We start from the raw sequence: 14,161 nt of genomic DNA, 5'->3' as shown, positions 1-14,161 counted from the left end.
CCTGCGGGGCGGCGCCGGGCCGCCGCCGGGCAGCGCTCGCGCGTTCCTCGACGGACGCGTGCCCGATCGTCGTCCCCCTCACCTGGCGTCTGCCCCTGATCAGCAGATCCGCCGTTGATCAGACACTCCCCCTGATCTGCGCCGCACCCGCCGAGAGGTCCTACGTGGCCGTGCCCCTCGCTCTGCGGCCGCGGTTGACCGGCGGGACAAGCAGCGGCGGGCCGGCCGGCCGGCCAAGCGTTCGGTGCCCGGGGCGGCCCGAGCCGGGCCGGAACTCAAAGGCACTGATCAGGTGGCTTGCCAGCCGGGTTCGAGGCGGTCGAGGAGGGCGCGGAAGGCTGCGTCGGCTCGGTCCCACTCGCCGTCGGCCTGGGGTGCGACGACCAGGCCGAAGGCCGCGTCCACCAGGAGCGTGGCCTCTGTGCGGGCCCGGGCCTCGGTCATGCCCAGGTCACCGAACACGGAGGTCAGCAGGCGCGTCCACCCCGTGATCACGTCGTGCATGAGTGGCTGGTACCGGTCGGGGTGGAGCAGGCTGGCGGCCATCACTTCAAGGGAGAGGGGGATCAGGGCGCGCCGGTCGGTGGCGCTGAACAGGCGCCACACTTCCTCCATGAAGCGGCGCAGCCCCGCCGGGTCTGTGGGCCGACCGAGGGTTTCGAGCAGGTCGGGGGCGCGCAGAAGCGGCCGGCTCTCGTCCAGGGCGAGCGCATCGGCGATCATGCGTTCCTTGGTGCCGAAGTAGTACAGCAGCATGCGGTCGCTGGTGCCCAAGGCCCGGGCCAGTGGCCGCAGCGACAGGTCGACCAGGCCGTTGCGGATGACGTACTGGCGGACCTGGTCCAGTAGTTCACGCCGTTTGGCCGGATCGGGCGAGCGCGGCATGAGGGCTCCCTGCTGCAGTCACACGGGGCTACCAGCCCCGTGCCCACTTAGTCCATTTTGCTACGGTCTTTACCGTAGCATCCGCTACGTGTATATTTGATGTGTAGCGATTGCTACATGTATACCGAGCCCGAAACGTGATGCCGGGCCTGCTCAACACGTGCCTACACCGCCCGGGCGCGCGGCCCCTTGCCCGCCAGCGGTCCAGAAAGGAATGATTCCCATGGCCTCGCCAGCCCTCGGCATCGCCGAGGTCCCTCGAAGGGGACGTTTCGCCTGGCCGTGCCGTCGCCGGGATGGGCAGTGGACACCGAACGCCGCAGCAGACCGCAGCGGGGGGCAGAAGAGGCCCCCGCAGGGCGCTCCCACCTCGTGGCTCACTCGGCAGTGGGCCCTGTGGTCGCGCACCCTGCAACCCCTGCGACCGCTCGACGCGCCCCGTGCCCGCCCTACCCTCTGGGATGCTTCCTGGCCCCTGAAACGGGAACTGACCTCGGTCCGCCAGGCCCGGCGATTGGTAACCACGCAACTGAGCGACTGGAATCAAACGGAGACGGCCGACACCGCCGAACTCCTGGTCAGCGAACTTGTCACCAACGCCCTGCGGCACACGCGCGGCCCACTGCGACTCAACCTGCAAATACGCAGCGACCGCCTGCGATGTGAGGTCGAGGACACCAATTCGGCCGGTCCCATACGCCGCACCGTCGACGCCGACGCGGAAGACGGACGCGGCATGGAACTGCTCGACATGCTCGCCGACGCCTGGGGCGGCACCCGCACGGCCACCGGCAAGACCGTATGGTTCGAACTGACAGCGAAACCCCCTGCATCCGCCTGACCACTAGGCATCACCACATGGCCCGGACTGCAACCGGAGGGTCCGACCTCCACGGCTCACATCAACATCGCCGGACGGTGGATCGCGGCGGTCGGGCCGGTTTCACCGAATGCGCCAGAGGTGCCACCGCGGCGTGCCTGCCGGGTCCGCGGGCAACCGAGCGCAGACAGCGGTGACCGGCCGGGGGCCTCTCGCGTGCCACAACGCCACGGAGGCCGGCCACCAGCCGGCGTCTGTACTCGGAACTGCCGGGACTACATCGGGTGGATGTCCGGCTTACCCGTACCGCCGGCCTGCTCGCTCTGCTCCTTGAGGTGGCGTGCCTTGTCCTTCAGGCGCTGACGCTCCTGCGGGTCAGTAGCACGTTCCGCGGCCTGTTCCAGGTCCTGAGCCTTGGCACGGATCTGCCGGGCACGGCCTGACTCGCCTGCAGCGCTCATGATCACTCCTTAGGGGACGAGGAAGAGCGGGCCACATCAGCGAAACAGGCCCCGCCACCCCCTGCACCTCGATCAATCACCCACTGTTATCTGCGCAGTTGGGAACGCTCTCGCGGAACGACTTGCGTGCCGGACCCCGCTCACTGTTGCGGGTGCTCTCGCTCCCCGGTCCCACGGGATCGGGCACGAGACGGTCGGCGTCAGCCGGGGCCGCGGCCATTCACCGGATACATGACCGTCGACCGGGGCCTGGACACCTTTCCCGAGCCCTCCGCGCTGCCGCTTCCTGCGGTGCCTAGACCAGAACTCGACCGGGTACACCGGCGTCGACTGCGGCCGAGACGTCCCCTTTCCCTCCCCCGCAGCCCGCCCCACTGCCGCTGAATCCGGCGATCACCTCCCCGGGCGCCCGCCGGGAGTGGGCCCCATCAGGGACACAGGACGGACCGGACGAGCCGACGGCCCCTCGGGACGCGGCTCAGCAGCTTCTCCAGCCGCTCGGGTACCAGACGCATCCAAAGCCCCTTCCCCGATCCGTGCGGCGCCTCCCGGCGCGTAGACCGCCAGGGTCATCCCGGACGAGATCAGCGGGCAGCCACCACGCACGCCGATGCCGGTCGGCACGGAGCCCGGTCACTTCTGTTTCATGCCCGTATCTGTTTACTTCACCCGCACGATCCCCGTAGCATCCCGGGACAGTGGACATGAAACGGATGTAAACCCACATCCGTCTTCAGGGATCCAAACCAGCAGTCAGCAGTCAGCAGTCAGCAGTCAGCAGTCAGCAGTCAGCAGTCAGAAAGAGGATCAACTAATGCCTCAGCGCACAGTCGTCATCGGTTCGCGTACCGGGCTGCACGCCCGCCCTGCTTCCGTCTTCGTCCGGGCCGCCTCGAAGCAGCCGGTCAAGGTGACGGTGGCCCGCGAGGGGCAGAGCCCGGTCGACGCACGCAGCCTTCTGTCCGTGCTCGCGCTCGCGGTCAAGCACGGCGACTCCGTGGTGCTCGCCGCCGAGGGCGACGGCGCGGATGCCGCGATCGACGAACTGGCCGCGCTCGTCGCCACGGACCTCGACGCCACGGAGTAGCGGTGACGTAAGCGACGGTTGGCATCCCCGCGAACAACCGACAAGGCGGCGGGCTCGGCGTCCACTCCATGAGCTGTGACGCGGGCCCGCCTTCCTGCGGGAGAAGCTCTGCCGCGATGGGTCCGGGCGGCGCGGAACGCTGTCGATGCCCCCGTCAATCGCCGCTTGGCCACGCGACCAGTGCCAGCTCGGCCACTCGGGACAGCTCGTCCGTATCGGCCCCGTCCCGTGCGCGCTGCGAAAAAAATCCCTGCACGATCGTGGCGAAGTAGGACGCCAGAGCCGACGTATCGGTCCCGGCCGGCAGTTCCCCTTCCTCCTCGGCCCGGCGCAGCCGCTGCTCGATGGCAGCGACGCCCGTGTTGCGCACGTCGCGCAGGAACTTCGCGATCTCCTCGTCGTGCACGTTGACGTTGGTGGCCGCGCTGATCGCCAGGCAGCCCGCCGGGTGGGACGGATCCGAGTAGACCACCGCCGCCTCGCGCAGGATCGGGACACGGCCCCGCGAGCCGTCGACTCCTCGGCCAGCGCGCGCCGGGAAGGACCCCACCGGCGAGCGGCCGTACACGTCGACGGCCTCCTTGAAAAGCGCCGTCTTGTCGCCGAAGGCCACGTACAGGCTGCCCGGACGGATACCCATGGCCTCCGTCAGCTCGCCCAGCGAGGTCTCCTCGAAGCCGCGCCCTCAGAACAGCCGGATGGCCGCCTCCAGCGCCGCGTCCCTGTCGAACGTGCGCTGAGGAGCGTTCCTGGCTCGAGTCGGCCCAGTAGGTCGGGAATGAGCTGCTGTTCGTGGAGTGACAGCGGACCGGTCGCCGCGGCGAACACCGCATGTGTCCCTCCATCACCTGCGGATACCCGCCTGAGCCGTCAGGGTGGCTCACTCGTTCGGGTGGGGCTGCCGGGCCGGAGGGGAGGGTCGGGTCAGTCCCACTGCTCGTCGGCGAGGGAGGCTACCGGTGCGGGCTTGCCGATGACGGCCAGGGCTATGAAGAAGTTGATCTGGCCGATTGCGATGGTCAAGGTGGCCAGGGCCTTCTTGTCGTAATGTTTGGCCACTTCCGCGTACAGGTCGTCGGTGACCCGTTCCTGGCCATGCGGGGCAGGCTGGAGGGTGGCTTCCACCAGGGACAGCGCCGCGCGCTCGGCGTCGGTGAAGTAGGGGGCGTCCTGCCACGAGGAAACGGCCGTGATGCGCTCCTCGGACACCCCTGCCTTGCGCAGGAATCCGGTGTTCAGGATGGTCAGGTATGTGTTACCGACGATCTGTCCGGCCCGCAGGTGTACCAGGCTCATCGTGGTGCGCGGCACCGATCGGTTGCCCGTGGCACGGAACAGGGTGGCGGTGATGTCGTTCAGCTCGGGAACGAACTCGGTCGGGTTCGGCATCCGGGAGATCGGGGTACTGGTCACGACTGGACTCCTTCATATCGGCCTGTTTGGCGTTCTCACGGCACTGACGGACCAACTCACCTCGATGTGACCGGAGTCCGGAAAATTTCTTCCCGATGCGTTGCGTCCCTGAGCCCTCCCCGGTGTCTCGCCTCGCGCACCCAGAGCTTGGTGGCGATACGAGAGCAGGGCCCTGATCCCCGTTCGGTGCGCCCTCGCAGTATCTTCGCGGACCCAGATCAACTGAGATTCGGCTCGGCTGCGTGTCTCCCCTGCCCTGGTCTCCACAGGTCAGGCATGGGACCAGATCCGTTTTGACCTGCATCCGGCGGGTCGGAGCCCGGCCTGTCAAGGACGAGTCGTGACCACGCCGACCAGCCTTGCCGCCGTCGTGCAGGCAGGAGACGTGATCGACTACGAGGGTCAGTGGCGCAAGGCGCAGGCAATCAAGACGGTGGTGTTGCGAGCTGCCCCTCGCTTCCCCACCTGCCCACATAGATCGTCCCGGGATCCGGCGGGACTGCGAAGCGCACGAGACCTCGCCCCTGCCTCCCAGGCCCTGAGGGCATACGAGAGCTGCCCGGTGATGTCTCCGGGGGACAAGTGGGTCAAGCACGACCTGAACGACTTGCACTTTCTCGCCTGCGCTGCGGGATACTCAGGATGAACGTGTAGCGTCGCCATGATGGATCATGGTGGCTTCATGATCAGTCCGGTGTCGGCGAATAAGCCGGTGATCGCGTCGGGCCGGTACTGGATCTGCTTGAGTCGACTGCGGACGAGCGCTTCGAGGTCGTCGATACTGGTGAGCAGGAAGTTGACGATGCCTCGCTTGAGCCAGGACCAGACCCACTCGACGGCGTTCAACTCGGGTGCGTACCTGGGCAGGTAGAACACCCGCAGACACTTCTGCCGCTCAACCCACGTGGTGAACTCCGGTGTCTTGTGGGCGTTGAGGTTGTCTCAGACCAGCACGACGGGGGCGTGCAGCTGATGGTGCAGTGCGGTCAGGAAGGCGCAGTACTCGTTCAGAGTGAAGCTCTTGGCCTCCTTCTTGCGGCCGTGCCAGGTGTGCAACCGGTATACGAAGCGCGGCCGATGGTCGCCGGGGCGGTAGCAGGCCGCACCGAGCGCGTTGACCCGCCCGCGCTTCCGTACGTGCACCCTGACCTGCGGGCGAGCCCCGCGCCTGGCCTCGGGCGTGTACCCGCCCGCTGCCGCATACCTCGTGATCCAGCAATAGCGCAAGGATCATGATCTGTCGGGCAAACCCGAACCGCCGTCGCCGCCAAGCTGCGCGTCTCCCGATGGACACTCAGCCGCGCCCTCGACACCGCGTCCCGCTGACGGCCGCCACCGGGTGCCAACGCTTGACCGCAGCGGACAGCCCCAGCCCCATGCGCGGTCGCAGAAGAGGACGGTCTAGTCGTCGCCTCAGTGTCCGTCGCGGACCACCGCTAACCCGCCGACCCGGGTCGTGATGCCCTTCGGCCCGCGTCGGGCCGAAGCGAGCACGCTGGCCGGTCGACCGAGGGTGTCACCCTGCTCCACCTCGATCGCGACCGTCTGCGCCCCTGTCGTGTCGAGCAGGTGGGCGGCCAGGCAGCCGGTGCTGTTGGCGTTGGCGACGTCCTCGTCGACACCGATCGCCGGCGCGAACATCCGCGCCGCACCCGGTCGGTCGCCCACCGGCGGTACGTACACGAAACAGCCGAGGAGCCCGTACCGCTGGCACGCCGCTGTCAGCCTGCCGAGGTGTGGACAGACTCGGAGCAGCGCCGACCGGTCGTGGACCGGTACCAGCATGCGTGGTGCGCCGGGCGCGGCGATCCGTGGCGCGTCGGTCGGATGCGGATCGTCCGCGGTAAGCCCGAGCGCGGCGACGATCGCGGCGCGCTCGTCCGGTGCCGGGTGACGCAGCGCGACGAGGCCCTGGTCGAACCACACCTCGATGCCGGCGGGGCGGCGGATCGCGACGGTGTCGAACGTGCGCCCGCCGGTGTGTTGGCGGTCGTTCAGCTCGCCCCGCGCGGTGCGGGTCAACCGGACGGCCTGCGCGGCAACGGTGCCGTGGCCGCAGCCGGACAGTTCGGCGGTGGCGGTGAAGAACCGGACCGGCCAGCCACCGTCCGGCGTCCGCCCCGGGCCGAGGAACGCCGCGTGCGAGGTGCCGGCCGCAGCAGCGACCGCACGCCGGTCCGCGTCCGTCGCCGCCGGGTCGTCGTCGGTGACGGCCGTGGGGCTACCGCCCCGGCCGTCGCGCCGCACGCACGCATCAACCACCGTGACATTCGGCCAGGACATCGGCCCACCTTTTGTGAGTAGTTGAGGTACAGAAAGTGCCGCCGAGATTGATCTTGTTCGGCCCTGCCTACCGCGCGGGCGCTTGCGCAGCCGACCTGGCCGGCGGCAACAACGTCTCGGCCACCACGATCCGCCGCTGGACCGACGAGGTGATCGCGCTGCTCGCGGCCAAGGCCCCGCGTCTGGACCCCGTCGGCGACGACCAGGTCGTGATCACCGGCTACAAGGCCACCCGCGCCCGCAAACTCACCACCGGCCAGAAGACCGCCACCAAGGTGATCTCAGTGGCACGGGCAGCCGTCGAGCACGGCTTCGCCCATCTCAAGACCTGGCGCGTCCCCACCAAGCTCCGCACCGACCCCGCCCGCGCCACCAGCCTCCTACGAGCCCTGCTCGTCCTGACCGACCTCGAAGTCAACCGCTGACAGACGATCAAGACCCGAGGCAGCCGCCCACCTCCAGCACGAGAACCCGCGAGCCCTGCCACACCAGCACCGTTGATCAGAGGTTTTCAAGATGGTGGATCTTCGCTCTGGCCGCCTGCCTGCCCGGCGGTGTGGTGCTTCTTCTCCGTCGCGGTGCCTGTCGGAACTGGACGCCGGGCGGGGCGCCGACTGTCAGTCGATGCCTTCGACGATGCGGAAGTCGCGCTCGACGCCGTCGGAGAGGGCGACCAGCGCCTCCTGGTAGGCCTCGCTCTCGCGTGCCGCGAGGGCCTGTTCAAAGCTGTCGAACTCGATCAGGACGGTGCGCTCGGCGATTCCGGCGTCGTGTGCGACGACCCGGCCGCCTCGGATGAGGAGCCGCCCGCCCCCGGCCCGGACGGCCGGACCGGCCAGTTTGTTGTAGGCAGCCAGCTTCTCAGGGTCTGAAATGGTGCGGTAGACGCTGACCCAGTAGCCCTTGGGCACGGAACCTCCAGTATTCGAAGAGCGCATCTGACTTCGCATTCGCAATTCAGTTCGATCGCACCCGGCGGCGGGTCGCCGGGATGATCCGGAGCACGAGCTGGTCGGCTCCGACCCTGCGGTCGACCGTCGCAGGCTCCTCCCGAATGCCGGATCGTGCAGTCGCGTCGCAATTGCGACGCTGGGAGTCTGCGATTCGCCCGAGGCTGCCGACTCGGCCTCTCAAGATGGGGAGATGCTCAGAAGCATGCTCAGATCCATGGCCGGCGCGCTGTGGGTCAGCGCGCCGACGGAGACCGCGTCGACACCGGTTTCCGCGACGGCGCGCAAGTCGTCCAAGGTGATCGTGCCCGAGGCCTCCAGCTTGATGCCGGAGTCGGGGGCCAGTTCGCGTCGAAGGCGGACGGCTTCGGCCAGCTGCGGCACGGTCATGTTGTCGAGCATGATCCATGACAGCTCGGCCTGCAGCGCTTCACGGGCTTGGGCGAGCGTGGCCACCTCCACCTCGATGGCCATGGTCTTGCCCTCCGACGCCATGTTCTTACGGACGCTGTCGATGGCGGCGGTGACGCCGCCAGCGGCCGCAATGTGGTTCTCCTTGAGGAGCACCATGGCACCGAGGTCCAGCCGATGATTGTGCCCTCCGCCCGCGGCGACCGCGTACTTGTCCAGCAACCGAAGTCCAGGGGCGGTCTTGCGGGTATCCAGGACGCGGACAGGCAGATCGCGCACGGCGGCCACATACCGATCGGTGAGTGTGGCGATGCCGCAAAGCCGCTGGAGGAGGTTCAGCACCGTCCGTTCGCCGGTGATGATCTGGTGTGCCGGGCCGGATATCATCGCCAGGACATCGTCGGCCTCAAGTCGAGTGCCGTCGGGCACCGATTCGTCGATCCGTGTTTCGCCGCCGATACGGGCATAAACCTCGGCAGCCAGGGGCATCCCGGCAGCCAGGCCCGGTTGGCGGGTGATGATGACTGCCGTCGCCCATTGTCGCGGCGCGACGCTCCATCGAGTGGTGACGTCATCAGCGGCCGCATCTTCGGATAGCGCGAGTGTCACGACGTTGCGGGCTGCCATGTGAGGGAACTGCATGCGGGGTCCTTAGCTTCCGGTTCGATCGGATGGGGCCTGCCGCTGATCGCGGATCAGGCGGTTGCCGGTGCCGAAGGCGCACAGGCGTCCTCGGTACCGACAGCGCCGGTTCCGGCGGCATCTATGGCAAGGGCTCGGCGTTGACGGCCGGTTCCGGCAGCGGTCGATCAGACGTCGCCGCCCTTCAGGAGACAGCGGAGCATTGCGATGCGCCATGCACGGGCTTTCTGAGCAGGGTGAGGGCAGGCAGGCGTCGACGCGGAGGGCCACCGTGTCGGATCAGTCATCTCAGCAGTCGACGAGCCTGCGAAGGAGTTGCAGCCCCGTCTGCCAGTCACCGAGATTGCTGTCGGAGTTGATGTGGCCGTGGCTTCCGATGAGGTGGCCTTGCGCCTGCCACTCGCGCGCGAAGGAGGCGGACGTCGTCGGGTCGCAGTAGGGGTCGTCGTCGCTGGCCACCATCAGGCTCGGGCACGGCAACGGGCGAGCGGACAGGCCCAAGAACGTCGATGCTGCCTCACGTGGGAACGCCGGTCCCTGGGGATTGGGAGGCGCGACCAGGAATGCCACCACCGTGTCGGGTCGCGCCTGCTCCAGCCAGTGTGCAGCTGCCCAGCAGCCAAGGCTGTGAGCCACCAACGCCACCTGGCTGTCACGCCGGGAAGCGATCTCGTAGGCCGCCTGGATTGCGGCAACCCAGTCCTGCAGATCCGGCCTGCTCCACGAGGCCGGTGCGATCCGGACCACTGAGGACCCCCATCGCTTCTCCCACAAGCTCTGCCAGTGCCGCTCATCCGAACCGTCGATCCCAGGGATGATGACGTACGCGACCATCGCCTACCGCCCTTCCAATCGTGGCCCCCCACATCGTCGGGGCACACTGGGGCGATTCTCGACGGATCAGCGGCAACGATCGCGCTCAGCAAATGGTCTCAAAGAAAGTGGGGGTGACAACGATGGAATCACTCGACGAGATCGACCGTGCCATTTTGGAACTGCTCCAGACCGACGGCCGGCTCACCGGAGCCGAGGTCGGACGCCGAGTCGGGCTGTCCCAACCGGCAGCCAGCGCCCGCATTCAACGCCTGGAGAAGAACGGGGTCATCACCGGCTATCGTGCCGTCGTCGCCCCACCCGCGGTCGGATTGAACATCCACGCCGTCGTCCGGCTACGCACCACCCACGCGCAGCTGTCCCAAGCACTCACCCTTGCCGCCCAGACTCCCGAGGTCGTCTCGACCCTCCGCGTGACTGGCGAGGACTGCCTGCTGCTCGACGTGCACTGTTCTCACGCCGAACGCCTTGAACAGGTCGTGGACTCCCTCGCCCGTTACGGACCAGTCACCACCTCACTCGTCCTGCGCAGCTACCCGCCCAAGTCGTTGCCAACGGCACCGTCAACAACGTCCTGACCCGCAACAGGTGTAGGCGATCTCGACGTTGTTCGCACTCGCCCAGGTGTCGACCCGCTGGCACCTGTTGGTCGTCAGGTGCGGGGAGAAGTTGTCGCAGACGATCGCGATGTGGATCTCGGGCGGGTAGAGGGTGCGCAGGTAGCGGCAGAACTCCAGGAACTGTGTGCGCTTCTTGACGGGCTTGATGTGTCCGTAGAGCTTGTCCTGGGTCAGGTCCAGAGCGGCAAACAGATGCCGCACCCCGCGGAAACGGTTGTAGGTGGCCCGGCGCCGTCGGCGGGGCTCCCGGTCAGCGTCTTTGTGCCTGCCACCGCGTTCGGCCCAGTGCCGGCCGGGGTGGGGCATCCGGTTGAGCGGGCCGAACTCGTCCAGGCAGAAGACGATTTCGGGCTCGCCCTCCTCGGGTATGACCTCGCCGTCGGCGATCGCGTAGAGGTGCTCGACCCGTGCCTTCTTGGCCGCGTAGTCCGGGTCGCGGGAGGTCTTGAAGGTCTTCAGACGTTGAAACGACACGCCCTCCTCGCGGAGCAGGACCCGAAGGCCCTCGTGGCTGATGTCGTCGACCACCCCCTCGGCGACCATGAAGTCAGCCAGCTTGGCCAGGCTCCAGGTGGAGAACGGCAGGTCGTGCTCGGTTGGCTTCGACTTGGCGATCTTCTTGATCTCCCGGCGTTCGGGGAGCGTGAACGTCTTCGGCCGTCCGCCCTTGTACTTCGGGTAGAGCGACTCGAAGCCGTCGGCGTTGAAGTTGTGGATCACGTCACGGACCCGGTCGTTACTGGTGAACGACACCTCGGCGATCTTCGCCACGGGCATGCCCTGCGCGGATAACAGCACCATCTGAGCCCGCCGCCAGGTCACCACCGACCCCGTCCCCCTGCGGACGATCCGCAGCAACCGCCTGCCCTCGTCGTCATCAATCTCCCGGACCCGCACACGCTCAACCATGCGTTCACACTGGCCGCGCCGGGCTCTCCGCCGCAGCAACTCGGCAACACATCACACCCGGGCGAACGTTGCCTGATGCGGCACTAGCTCAGGCGGGAAGTTCGGTGATGCTGAGGGCGAAGTCCAAGTTCCCCACGCCGTGGTTGGCGAGGCCCACCGTGACCACGCCCGCTCCTTCCAGCCAGTGCGCCATTTTCAGGCCGCCGACGTCCAGCGGGCGCAGCCCGAGGCTTTCGATGAACGCTTCCACTCTTGCCTTGGCCTGCGCATTGTCGCCGGCGATGAAGACGTCGGGCCGGCCCTTCTCCAGGACGTGACGGAAGATGGTGTTGAACGCCTTCACCACGCTGGTGCTGGCCGGGGCCGCCTTGGCGACTTCCTGCGCGATCGAGGTCTCCTCGCGGTGTGCTAGCCCGTCGAACGTGGAGTTGAAGGGGTTGCTGATGTCGACGATGACCTTGCCCGCGAGAGCGTCTCCGTACTGGGCGATGGCCGGCACGACGCCGTCGTACAGCAGGGCCACGATGACGATGTCCCCGGCCGGGGCGGTGCCCCATTCTCCCGTCGTGGCGCCGCCGCCGAGAGCCTTGGCCAGGTCAGCGGCCTTGGACTGATCGCGGCCCATGACCTCGACGGTGTTGCCGCCCGCTATCGCCCGCGTTCCGATGGTGCGGGCCATGTTCCCGGTGCCGATGATGCTGATGTTGCTCATGGGGTGTCCTGTCCTGGTTGTGGTTGTTCGGTTTAGATGGCGGTGGTGCCGCCGTCGGCGACGAGTTCCATGCCGTTGACGTAGCTGGAGTCGTCGGATGCGAGGAAGAGGGCGGCGGTGGCGATTTCGTCGGGGCGGCCCATCTGGCCGCGGGGGATGAGGGACTCGAACTGGCGCTTGGTGGCCTCGTCGAAGAGTTCTTCCTGCTTGGCGGTGGCGACCTGGCCGGGGGTCAGGACGTTGACGCGGATGCGGCGGTCCTTGAGCTCGTTGAGCCAGACGCGGGCCCATGCCTGCTGGACGGCCTTGCTGCCGGCGTAGACGCTCCAGCCGGGGAAGGCGCCGAGGGAGGCGTTGGAGCCGGTCATGAGGATGGAGCCGCCGTCGTTGAAGAGCGGGAGGGCCTTTTGGACGGTGAACAGAGTGCCGCGGGCGTTGAGGTAGAACGCGGCGTCGAAGTGGGCCTCGGTGATCTCGCCGAGCGGGGCGGGCTCGCCCCCGCCTGCGCTGGCCCACAGCACGTCGAGGCTTCCCTTCTCCCGCTTGACGGTGTCGAACAGGCGGTCCAGGTCGTCCAGGTCGGCGGCGTCGCCCTGGACGCCGGTGACGTTGCGGCCGATCTGCTTCACGGCCTGGTCCAGGGCGTCCTGGCGGCGGCCGGTGATGAAGACGTGCGCTCCCTCGTCGACGAACAGCTTCGCGCCTGCCAGCGCCATGCCGGTGGTGCCGCCGGTGATGACCGCGACCTTGCCGTCGAGCTTTCCCATGGTCATTCCCTTGGGTCGGTGGTGCCGTGTGTACCTGGGGCGACGACATTAAGTACACCGCCCTGTGTGCTTACGGTACGGGGCGGGTGGCCGGGGCGCAAACTATGTACACCGGTCGTTACCTAGCTGCGGTACCTTGGACCCATGACGGACTTGGAGAAGGGCCCCACGGGCCGCCGCCGCGGCCGGGGCGCTCGCGAGCGCATCCTCAGCGCGTCCCAGCAGCTGTTCCGCGAGCAGGGCATCAACGGCACGGGCATGGACCAGCTCTGCGCGGTGGCCGAGGTGTCCAAGCGCACGGCCTACCAGCACTTCGGCGGCAAGGACGAACTCGTCGCCGAGTACCTGCGCCGGTTCGACCCCTCCGTTCTGTCCGGCGTGTTCGACCGCACCGACCTCACGCCCCGCGAACGGCTCCTCGCCGCCTTCGACATCCCCCCCACCACACCCCTGTGCCCCTACATCGGCGCCGCCGTCGAACTCCACGACCCCCAGCACCCCGCATCCCAGTACGCGCGCGACTACAAGAAGGCCGTCGCCGAGCGGCTCGCCGACACCGCCCGCGAAGCCGGCGCCGCCGACCCTGAACGGCTCGGCGAGCAGCTCGCGTTGCTCATCGACGGCGCCGCGGCCCGCACCCGGGTCCTCAACGCCGACGCCTTCCCCACCGCCGCCGCCATCGCCGCCGTCCTCATCGACAACGCCATCCCCGACACAGTCAGCGATGACCGGCGACGGACGGAAGTGTCGAGTTGACGCGGCACCTCGCGGCCGGTCTGGGCGCGTGGGCAAAGGAAGAACGGTGAAGCCGAGTTACTCCCTGCCGGACGATGGGCATGAGCTTGCGCTGCGCGCGCGTTGGCGCGTCCTGGAGCGGGATCTTGAAGCCCTTGTCTCCGTGATCAGGACAGAGGCTGAGGGTGCCGAGCCCGCAGGCGGGGCCGGTTGGCGCGACGGGCTTGAGTGGGCACTTCGTTTCATCCGTGAGCAGCGCCGCGAACGGCTGATGGGGCGCTGAACGCCTTCACCCAGTGCATGCCGAGGCACGACGCAGCCACCGAGTCCACCTCGCCCGTTCGGCCCGGACAGATCACTCAGCGCCGTCCGTCGCCGGACGCCAGGAGGCCAGTCAGCTCCGAGACCGCCTCAGGGGAGGGCTTGAAGTAGCGGCGGACGTTCTCCGGCTCCGTGTGCCTCGACTTCGCCCGCCGGTCGGCGAGCCGCACCGACCCTGGGGGGCGTTCACGAGAGGGGCTGATCAGCAGCGATTCGACTCTTCAAAGATCATTCCCCGTCTGGCCAGTGATCGTTCCCCGCCGGAGAGCGCGATGAGCTGCAGTGGGGATCCCAGCGCGAAGGTCATGTCG

General features: G+C 68.0%; 17 protein-coding genes and 3 pseudogenes. 6 read left to right on the top strand and 14 right to left on the bottom strand.

Translation table 11 applies throughout. The features are described 5' to 3' along the window. Positions 1–288: 288 nt before the first annotated feature. On the bottom strand, positions 289–885 hold the full coding sequence (locus tag OHO83_RS45805) for a TetR/AcrR family transcriptional regulator (protein WP_266681663.1): 597 nt from the start codon (positions 883–885) through the stop codon (positions 289–291). Between the two features lie 223 nt (positions 886–1,108). Between OHO83_RS45805 and OHO83_RS45800 the strand changes: the two genes are divergently transcribed. Further along, on the top strand, positions 1,109–1,726 hold the full coding sequence (locus OHO83_RS45800; protein WP_266681661.1) for an ATP-binding protein: 618 nt from the start codon (positions 1,109–1,111) through the stop codon (positions 1,724–1,726). 254 nt (positions 1,727–1,980) lie between these two features. Here the strand turns inward: OHO83_RS45800 and OHO83_RS45795 are convergent, their stop codons facing one another. After that, the gene (locus OHO83_RS45795; protein ID WP_266681659.1) at positions 1,981–2,166 is read right to left on the bottom strand and encodes a DUF6381 family protein; all 186 of its coding nucleotides are present in this window, start codon (positions 2,164–2,166) and stop codon (positions 1,981–1,983) included. An 814-nt stretch (positions 2,167–2,980) separates the two neighbouring features. Between OHO83_RS45795 and OHO83_RS45790 the strand changes: the two genes are divergently transcribed. After that, a complete protein-coding gene (locus tag OHO83_RS45790) occupies positions 2,981–3,253 on the top strand; it encodes an HPr family phosphocarrier protein (RefSeq protein WP_116501785.1) in 273 nt (90 codons plus the stop codon). A gap of 154 nt (positions 3,254–3,407) precedes the next feature. Here OHO83_RS45790 and OHO83_RS45785 read toward each other — a convergent pair whose 3' ends face one another. The 5 genes and pseudogenes from OHO83_RS45785 to OHO83_RS45765 all read right to left on the bottom strand — a co-directional run bounded on the left by OHO83_RS45785 (position 3,408) and on the right by OHO83_RS45765 (position 6,949). Then, a complete protein-coding gene (locus tag OHO83_RS45785) occupies positions 3,408–3,893 on the bottom strand; it encodes a TetR/AcrR family transcriptional regulator (protein ID WP_266681654.1) in 486 nt (161 codons plus the stop codon). Between the two features lie 284 nt (positions 3,894–4,177). After that, positions 4,178–4,642, bottom strand: a complete 465-nt coding sequence (locus OHO83_RS45780) for a carboxymuconolactone decarboxylase family protein (RefSeq protein WP_406319781.1) — start codon at positions 4,640–4,642, stop codon at positions 4,178–4,180. Positions 4,643–5,335: 693 nt separating this feature from the next. After that, a pseudogene (locus OHO83_RS45775) lies at positions 5,336–5,596 on the bottom strand (transposase); the annotation flags it as partial. A gap of 12 nt (positions 5,597–5,608) precedes the next feature. Then, a complete protein-coding gene (locus OHO83_RS45770) occupies positions 5,609–5,809 on the bottom strand; it encodes a hypothetical protein (RefSeq protein ID WP_266681650.1) in 201 nt (66 codons plus the stop codon). A 270-nt stretch (positions 5,810–6,079) separates the two neighbouring features. After that, complete coding sequence (locus OHO83_RS45765) at positions 6,080–6,949, bottom strand: PhzF family phenazine biosynthesis protein (RefSeq protein ID WP_266681649.1); 870 nt, start codon at positions 6,947–6,949, stop codon at positions 6,080–6,082. 35 nt (positions 6,950–6,984) lie between these two features. On the opposite strand from OHO83_RS45765, the gene OHO83_RS45760 reads away from it, so the two are divergent. Beyond that, positions 6,985–7,374 carry a transposase family protein gene (locus tag OHO83_RS45760; RefSeq protein WP_266681648.1) on the top strand — a complete coding sequence of 130 codons (390 nt, stop codon included), beginning with the start codon at positions 6,985–6,987 and terminating at the stop codon, positions 7,372–7,374. Positions 7,375–7,566: 192 nt separating this feature from the next. On the opposite strand, the gene OHO83_RS45755 is transcribed toward OHO83_RS45760, so the two are convergent. From OHO83_RS45755 to OHO83_RS45745, 3 genes are all read right to left on the bottom strand, one after another. Beyond that, positions 7,567–7,860: a DUF1330 domain-containing protein gene (locus OHO83_RS45755; RefSeq protein WP_266681647.1), complete on the bottom strand. Its 294-nt coding sequence runs from the start codon at positions 7,858–7,860 to the stop codon at positions 7,567–7,569. 219 nt (positions 7,861–8,079) lie between these two features. Further along, positions 8,080–8,952, bottom strand: coding sequence for a carboxylating nicotinate-nucleotide diphosphorylase (gene nadC, locus OHO83_RS45750; protein WP_266681646.1), 873 nt, complete (start codon positions 8,950–8,952; stop codon positions 8,080–8,082). 288 nt (positions 8,953–9,240) lie between these two features. Further along, positions 9,241–9,786 (bottom strand): RBBP9/YdeN family alpha/beta hydrolase, encoded by a 546-nt coding sequence (locus tag OHO83_RS45745; RefSeq protein ID WP_266681644.1) that lies wholly within the window; start codon positions 9,784–9,786, stop codon positions 9,241–9,243. A 122-nt stretch (positions 9,787–9,908) separates the two neighbouring features. On the opposite strand from OHO83_RS45745, the gene OHO83_RS45740 reads away from it, so the two are divergent. Further along, positions 9,909–10,364: an Lrp/AsnC family transcriptional regulator gene (locus OHO83_RS45740; RefSeq protein WP_266681642.1), complete on the top strand. Its 456-nt coding sequence runs from the start codon at positions 9,909–9,911 to the stop codon at positions 10,362–10,364. A gap of 9 nt (positions 10,365–10,373) precedes the next feature. Here the strand turns inward: OHO83_RS45740 and OHO83_RS45735 are convergent. From OHO83_RS45735 to OHO83_RS45725, 3 genes and pseudogenes are all read right to left on the bottom strand, one after another. Next, a pseudogene (locus OHO83_RS45735) lies at positions 10,374–11,315 on the bottom strand (IS630 family transposase); the annotation flags it as partial. Between the two features lie 88 nt (positions 11,316–11,403). Next, on the bottom strand, positions 11,404–12,027 hold the full coding sequence (locus tag OHO83_RS45730) for an NADPH-dependent F420 reductase (protein WP_266681638.1): 624 nt from the start codon (positions 12,025–12,027) through the stop codon (positions 11,404–11,406). Between the two features lie 32 nt (positions 12,028–12,059). Next, positions 12,060–12,794, bottom strand: a complete 735-nt coding sequence (locus tag OHO83_RS45725) for an SDR family NAD(P)-dependent oxidoreductase (protein ID WP_266681636.1) — start codon at positions 12,792–12,794, stop codon at positions 12,060–12,062. A gap of 144 nt (positions 12,795–12,938) precedes the next feature. Between OHO83_RS45725 and OHO83_RS45720 the strand changes: the two genes are divergently transcribed. Both OHO83_RS45720 and OHO83_RS45715 read left to right on the top strand, forming a co-directional pair. Continuing rightward, a complete protein-coding gene (locus OHO83_RS45720) occupies positions 12,939–13,550 on the top strand; it encodes a TetR/AcrR family transcriptional regulator (RefSeq protein ID WP_266681634.1) in 612 nt (203 codons plus the stop codon). A 46-nt stretch (positions 13,551–13,596) separates the two neighbouring features. Next, on the top strand, positions 13,597–13,812 hold the full coding sequence (locus tag OHO83_RS45715; protein WP_266681632.1) for a hypothetical protein: 216 nt from the start codon (positions 13,597–13,599) through the stop codon (positions 13,810–13,812). Positions 13,813–13,888: 76 nt separating this feature from the next. Here OHO83_RS45715 and OHO83_RS45710 read toward each other — a convergent pair. Continuing rightward, a pseudogene (locus tag OHO83_RS45710) lies at positions 13,889–13,999 on the bottom strand (site-specific integrase); the annotation flags it as partial. Positions 14,000–14,161: the final 162 nt, after the last annotated feature.

The organism is Streptomyces sp. NBC_00569, assembly GCF_036345255.1.
Classification (GTDB): domain Bacteria; phylum Actinomycetota; class Actinomycetes; order Streptomycetales; family Streptomycetaceae; genus Streptomyces.
The sequence above is the reverse complement of the archived record's forward strand: the minus strand, read 5'-3'. Positions and strand labels throughout refer to the sequence as shown.

Bases quoted from the DNA above. Each gene is read 5' to 3' on its own strand.
- OHO83_RS45805 (WP_266681663.1), bottom strand. From the start codon at position 885: ATGCCGCGCTCGCCCGATCCGGCCAAACGGCGTGAACTACTGGACCAG.
- OHO83_RS45785 (WP_266681654.1), bottom strand. From the start codon at position 3,893: ATGGGTATCCGTCCGGGCAGCCTGTACGTGGCCTTCGGCGACAAGACG.
- nadC (WP_266681646.1), bottom strand. From the start codon at position 8,952: ATGCAGTTCCCTCACATGGCAGCCCGCAACGTCGTGACACTCGCGCTA.
- OHO83_RS45790 (WP_116501785.1), top strand. From the start codon at position 2,981: ATGCCTCAGCGCACAGTCGTCATCGGTTCGCGTACCGGGCTGCACGCC.
- OHO83_RS45765 (WP_266681649.1), bottom strand. From the start codon at position 6,949: ATGTCCTGGCCGAATGTCACGGTGGTTGATGCGTGCGTGCGGCGCGAC.
- OHO83_RS45740 (WP_266681642.1), top strand. From the start codon at position 9,909: ATGGAATCACTCGACGAGATCGACCGTGCCATTTTGGAACTGCTCCAG.
- OHO83_RS45745 (WP_266681644.1), bottom strand. From the start codon at position 9,786: ATGGTCGCGTACGTCATCATCCCTGGGATCGACGGTTCGGATGAGCGG.
- OHO83_RS45780 (WP_406319781.1), bottom strand. From the start codon at position 4,642: ATGCCGAACCCGACCGAGTTCGTTCCCGAGCTGAACGACATCACCGCC.
- OHO83_RS45730 (WP_266681638.1), bottom strand. From the start codon at position 12,027: ATGAGCAACATCAGCATCATCGGCACCGGGAACATGGCCCGCACCATC.
- OHO83_RS45720 (WP_266681634.1), top strand. From the start codon at position 12,939: ATGACGGACTTGGAGAAGGGCCCCACGGGCCGCCGCCGCGGCCGGGGC.
- OHO83_RS45800 (WP_266681661.1), top strand. From the start codon at position 1,109: ATGGCCTCGCCAGCCCTCGGCATCGCCGAGGTCCCTCGAAGGGGACGT.
- OHO83_RS45725 (WP_266681636.1), bottom strand. From the start codon at position 12,794: ATGGGAAAGCTCGACGGCAAGGTCGCGGTCATCACCGGCGGCACCACC.
- OHO83_RS45795 (WP_266681659.1), bottom strand. From the start codon at position 2,166: ATGAGCGCTGCAGGCGAGTCAGGCCGTGCCCGGCAGATCCGTGCCAAG.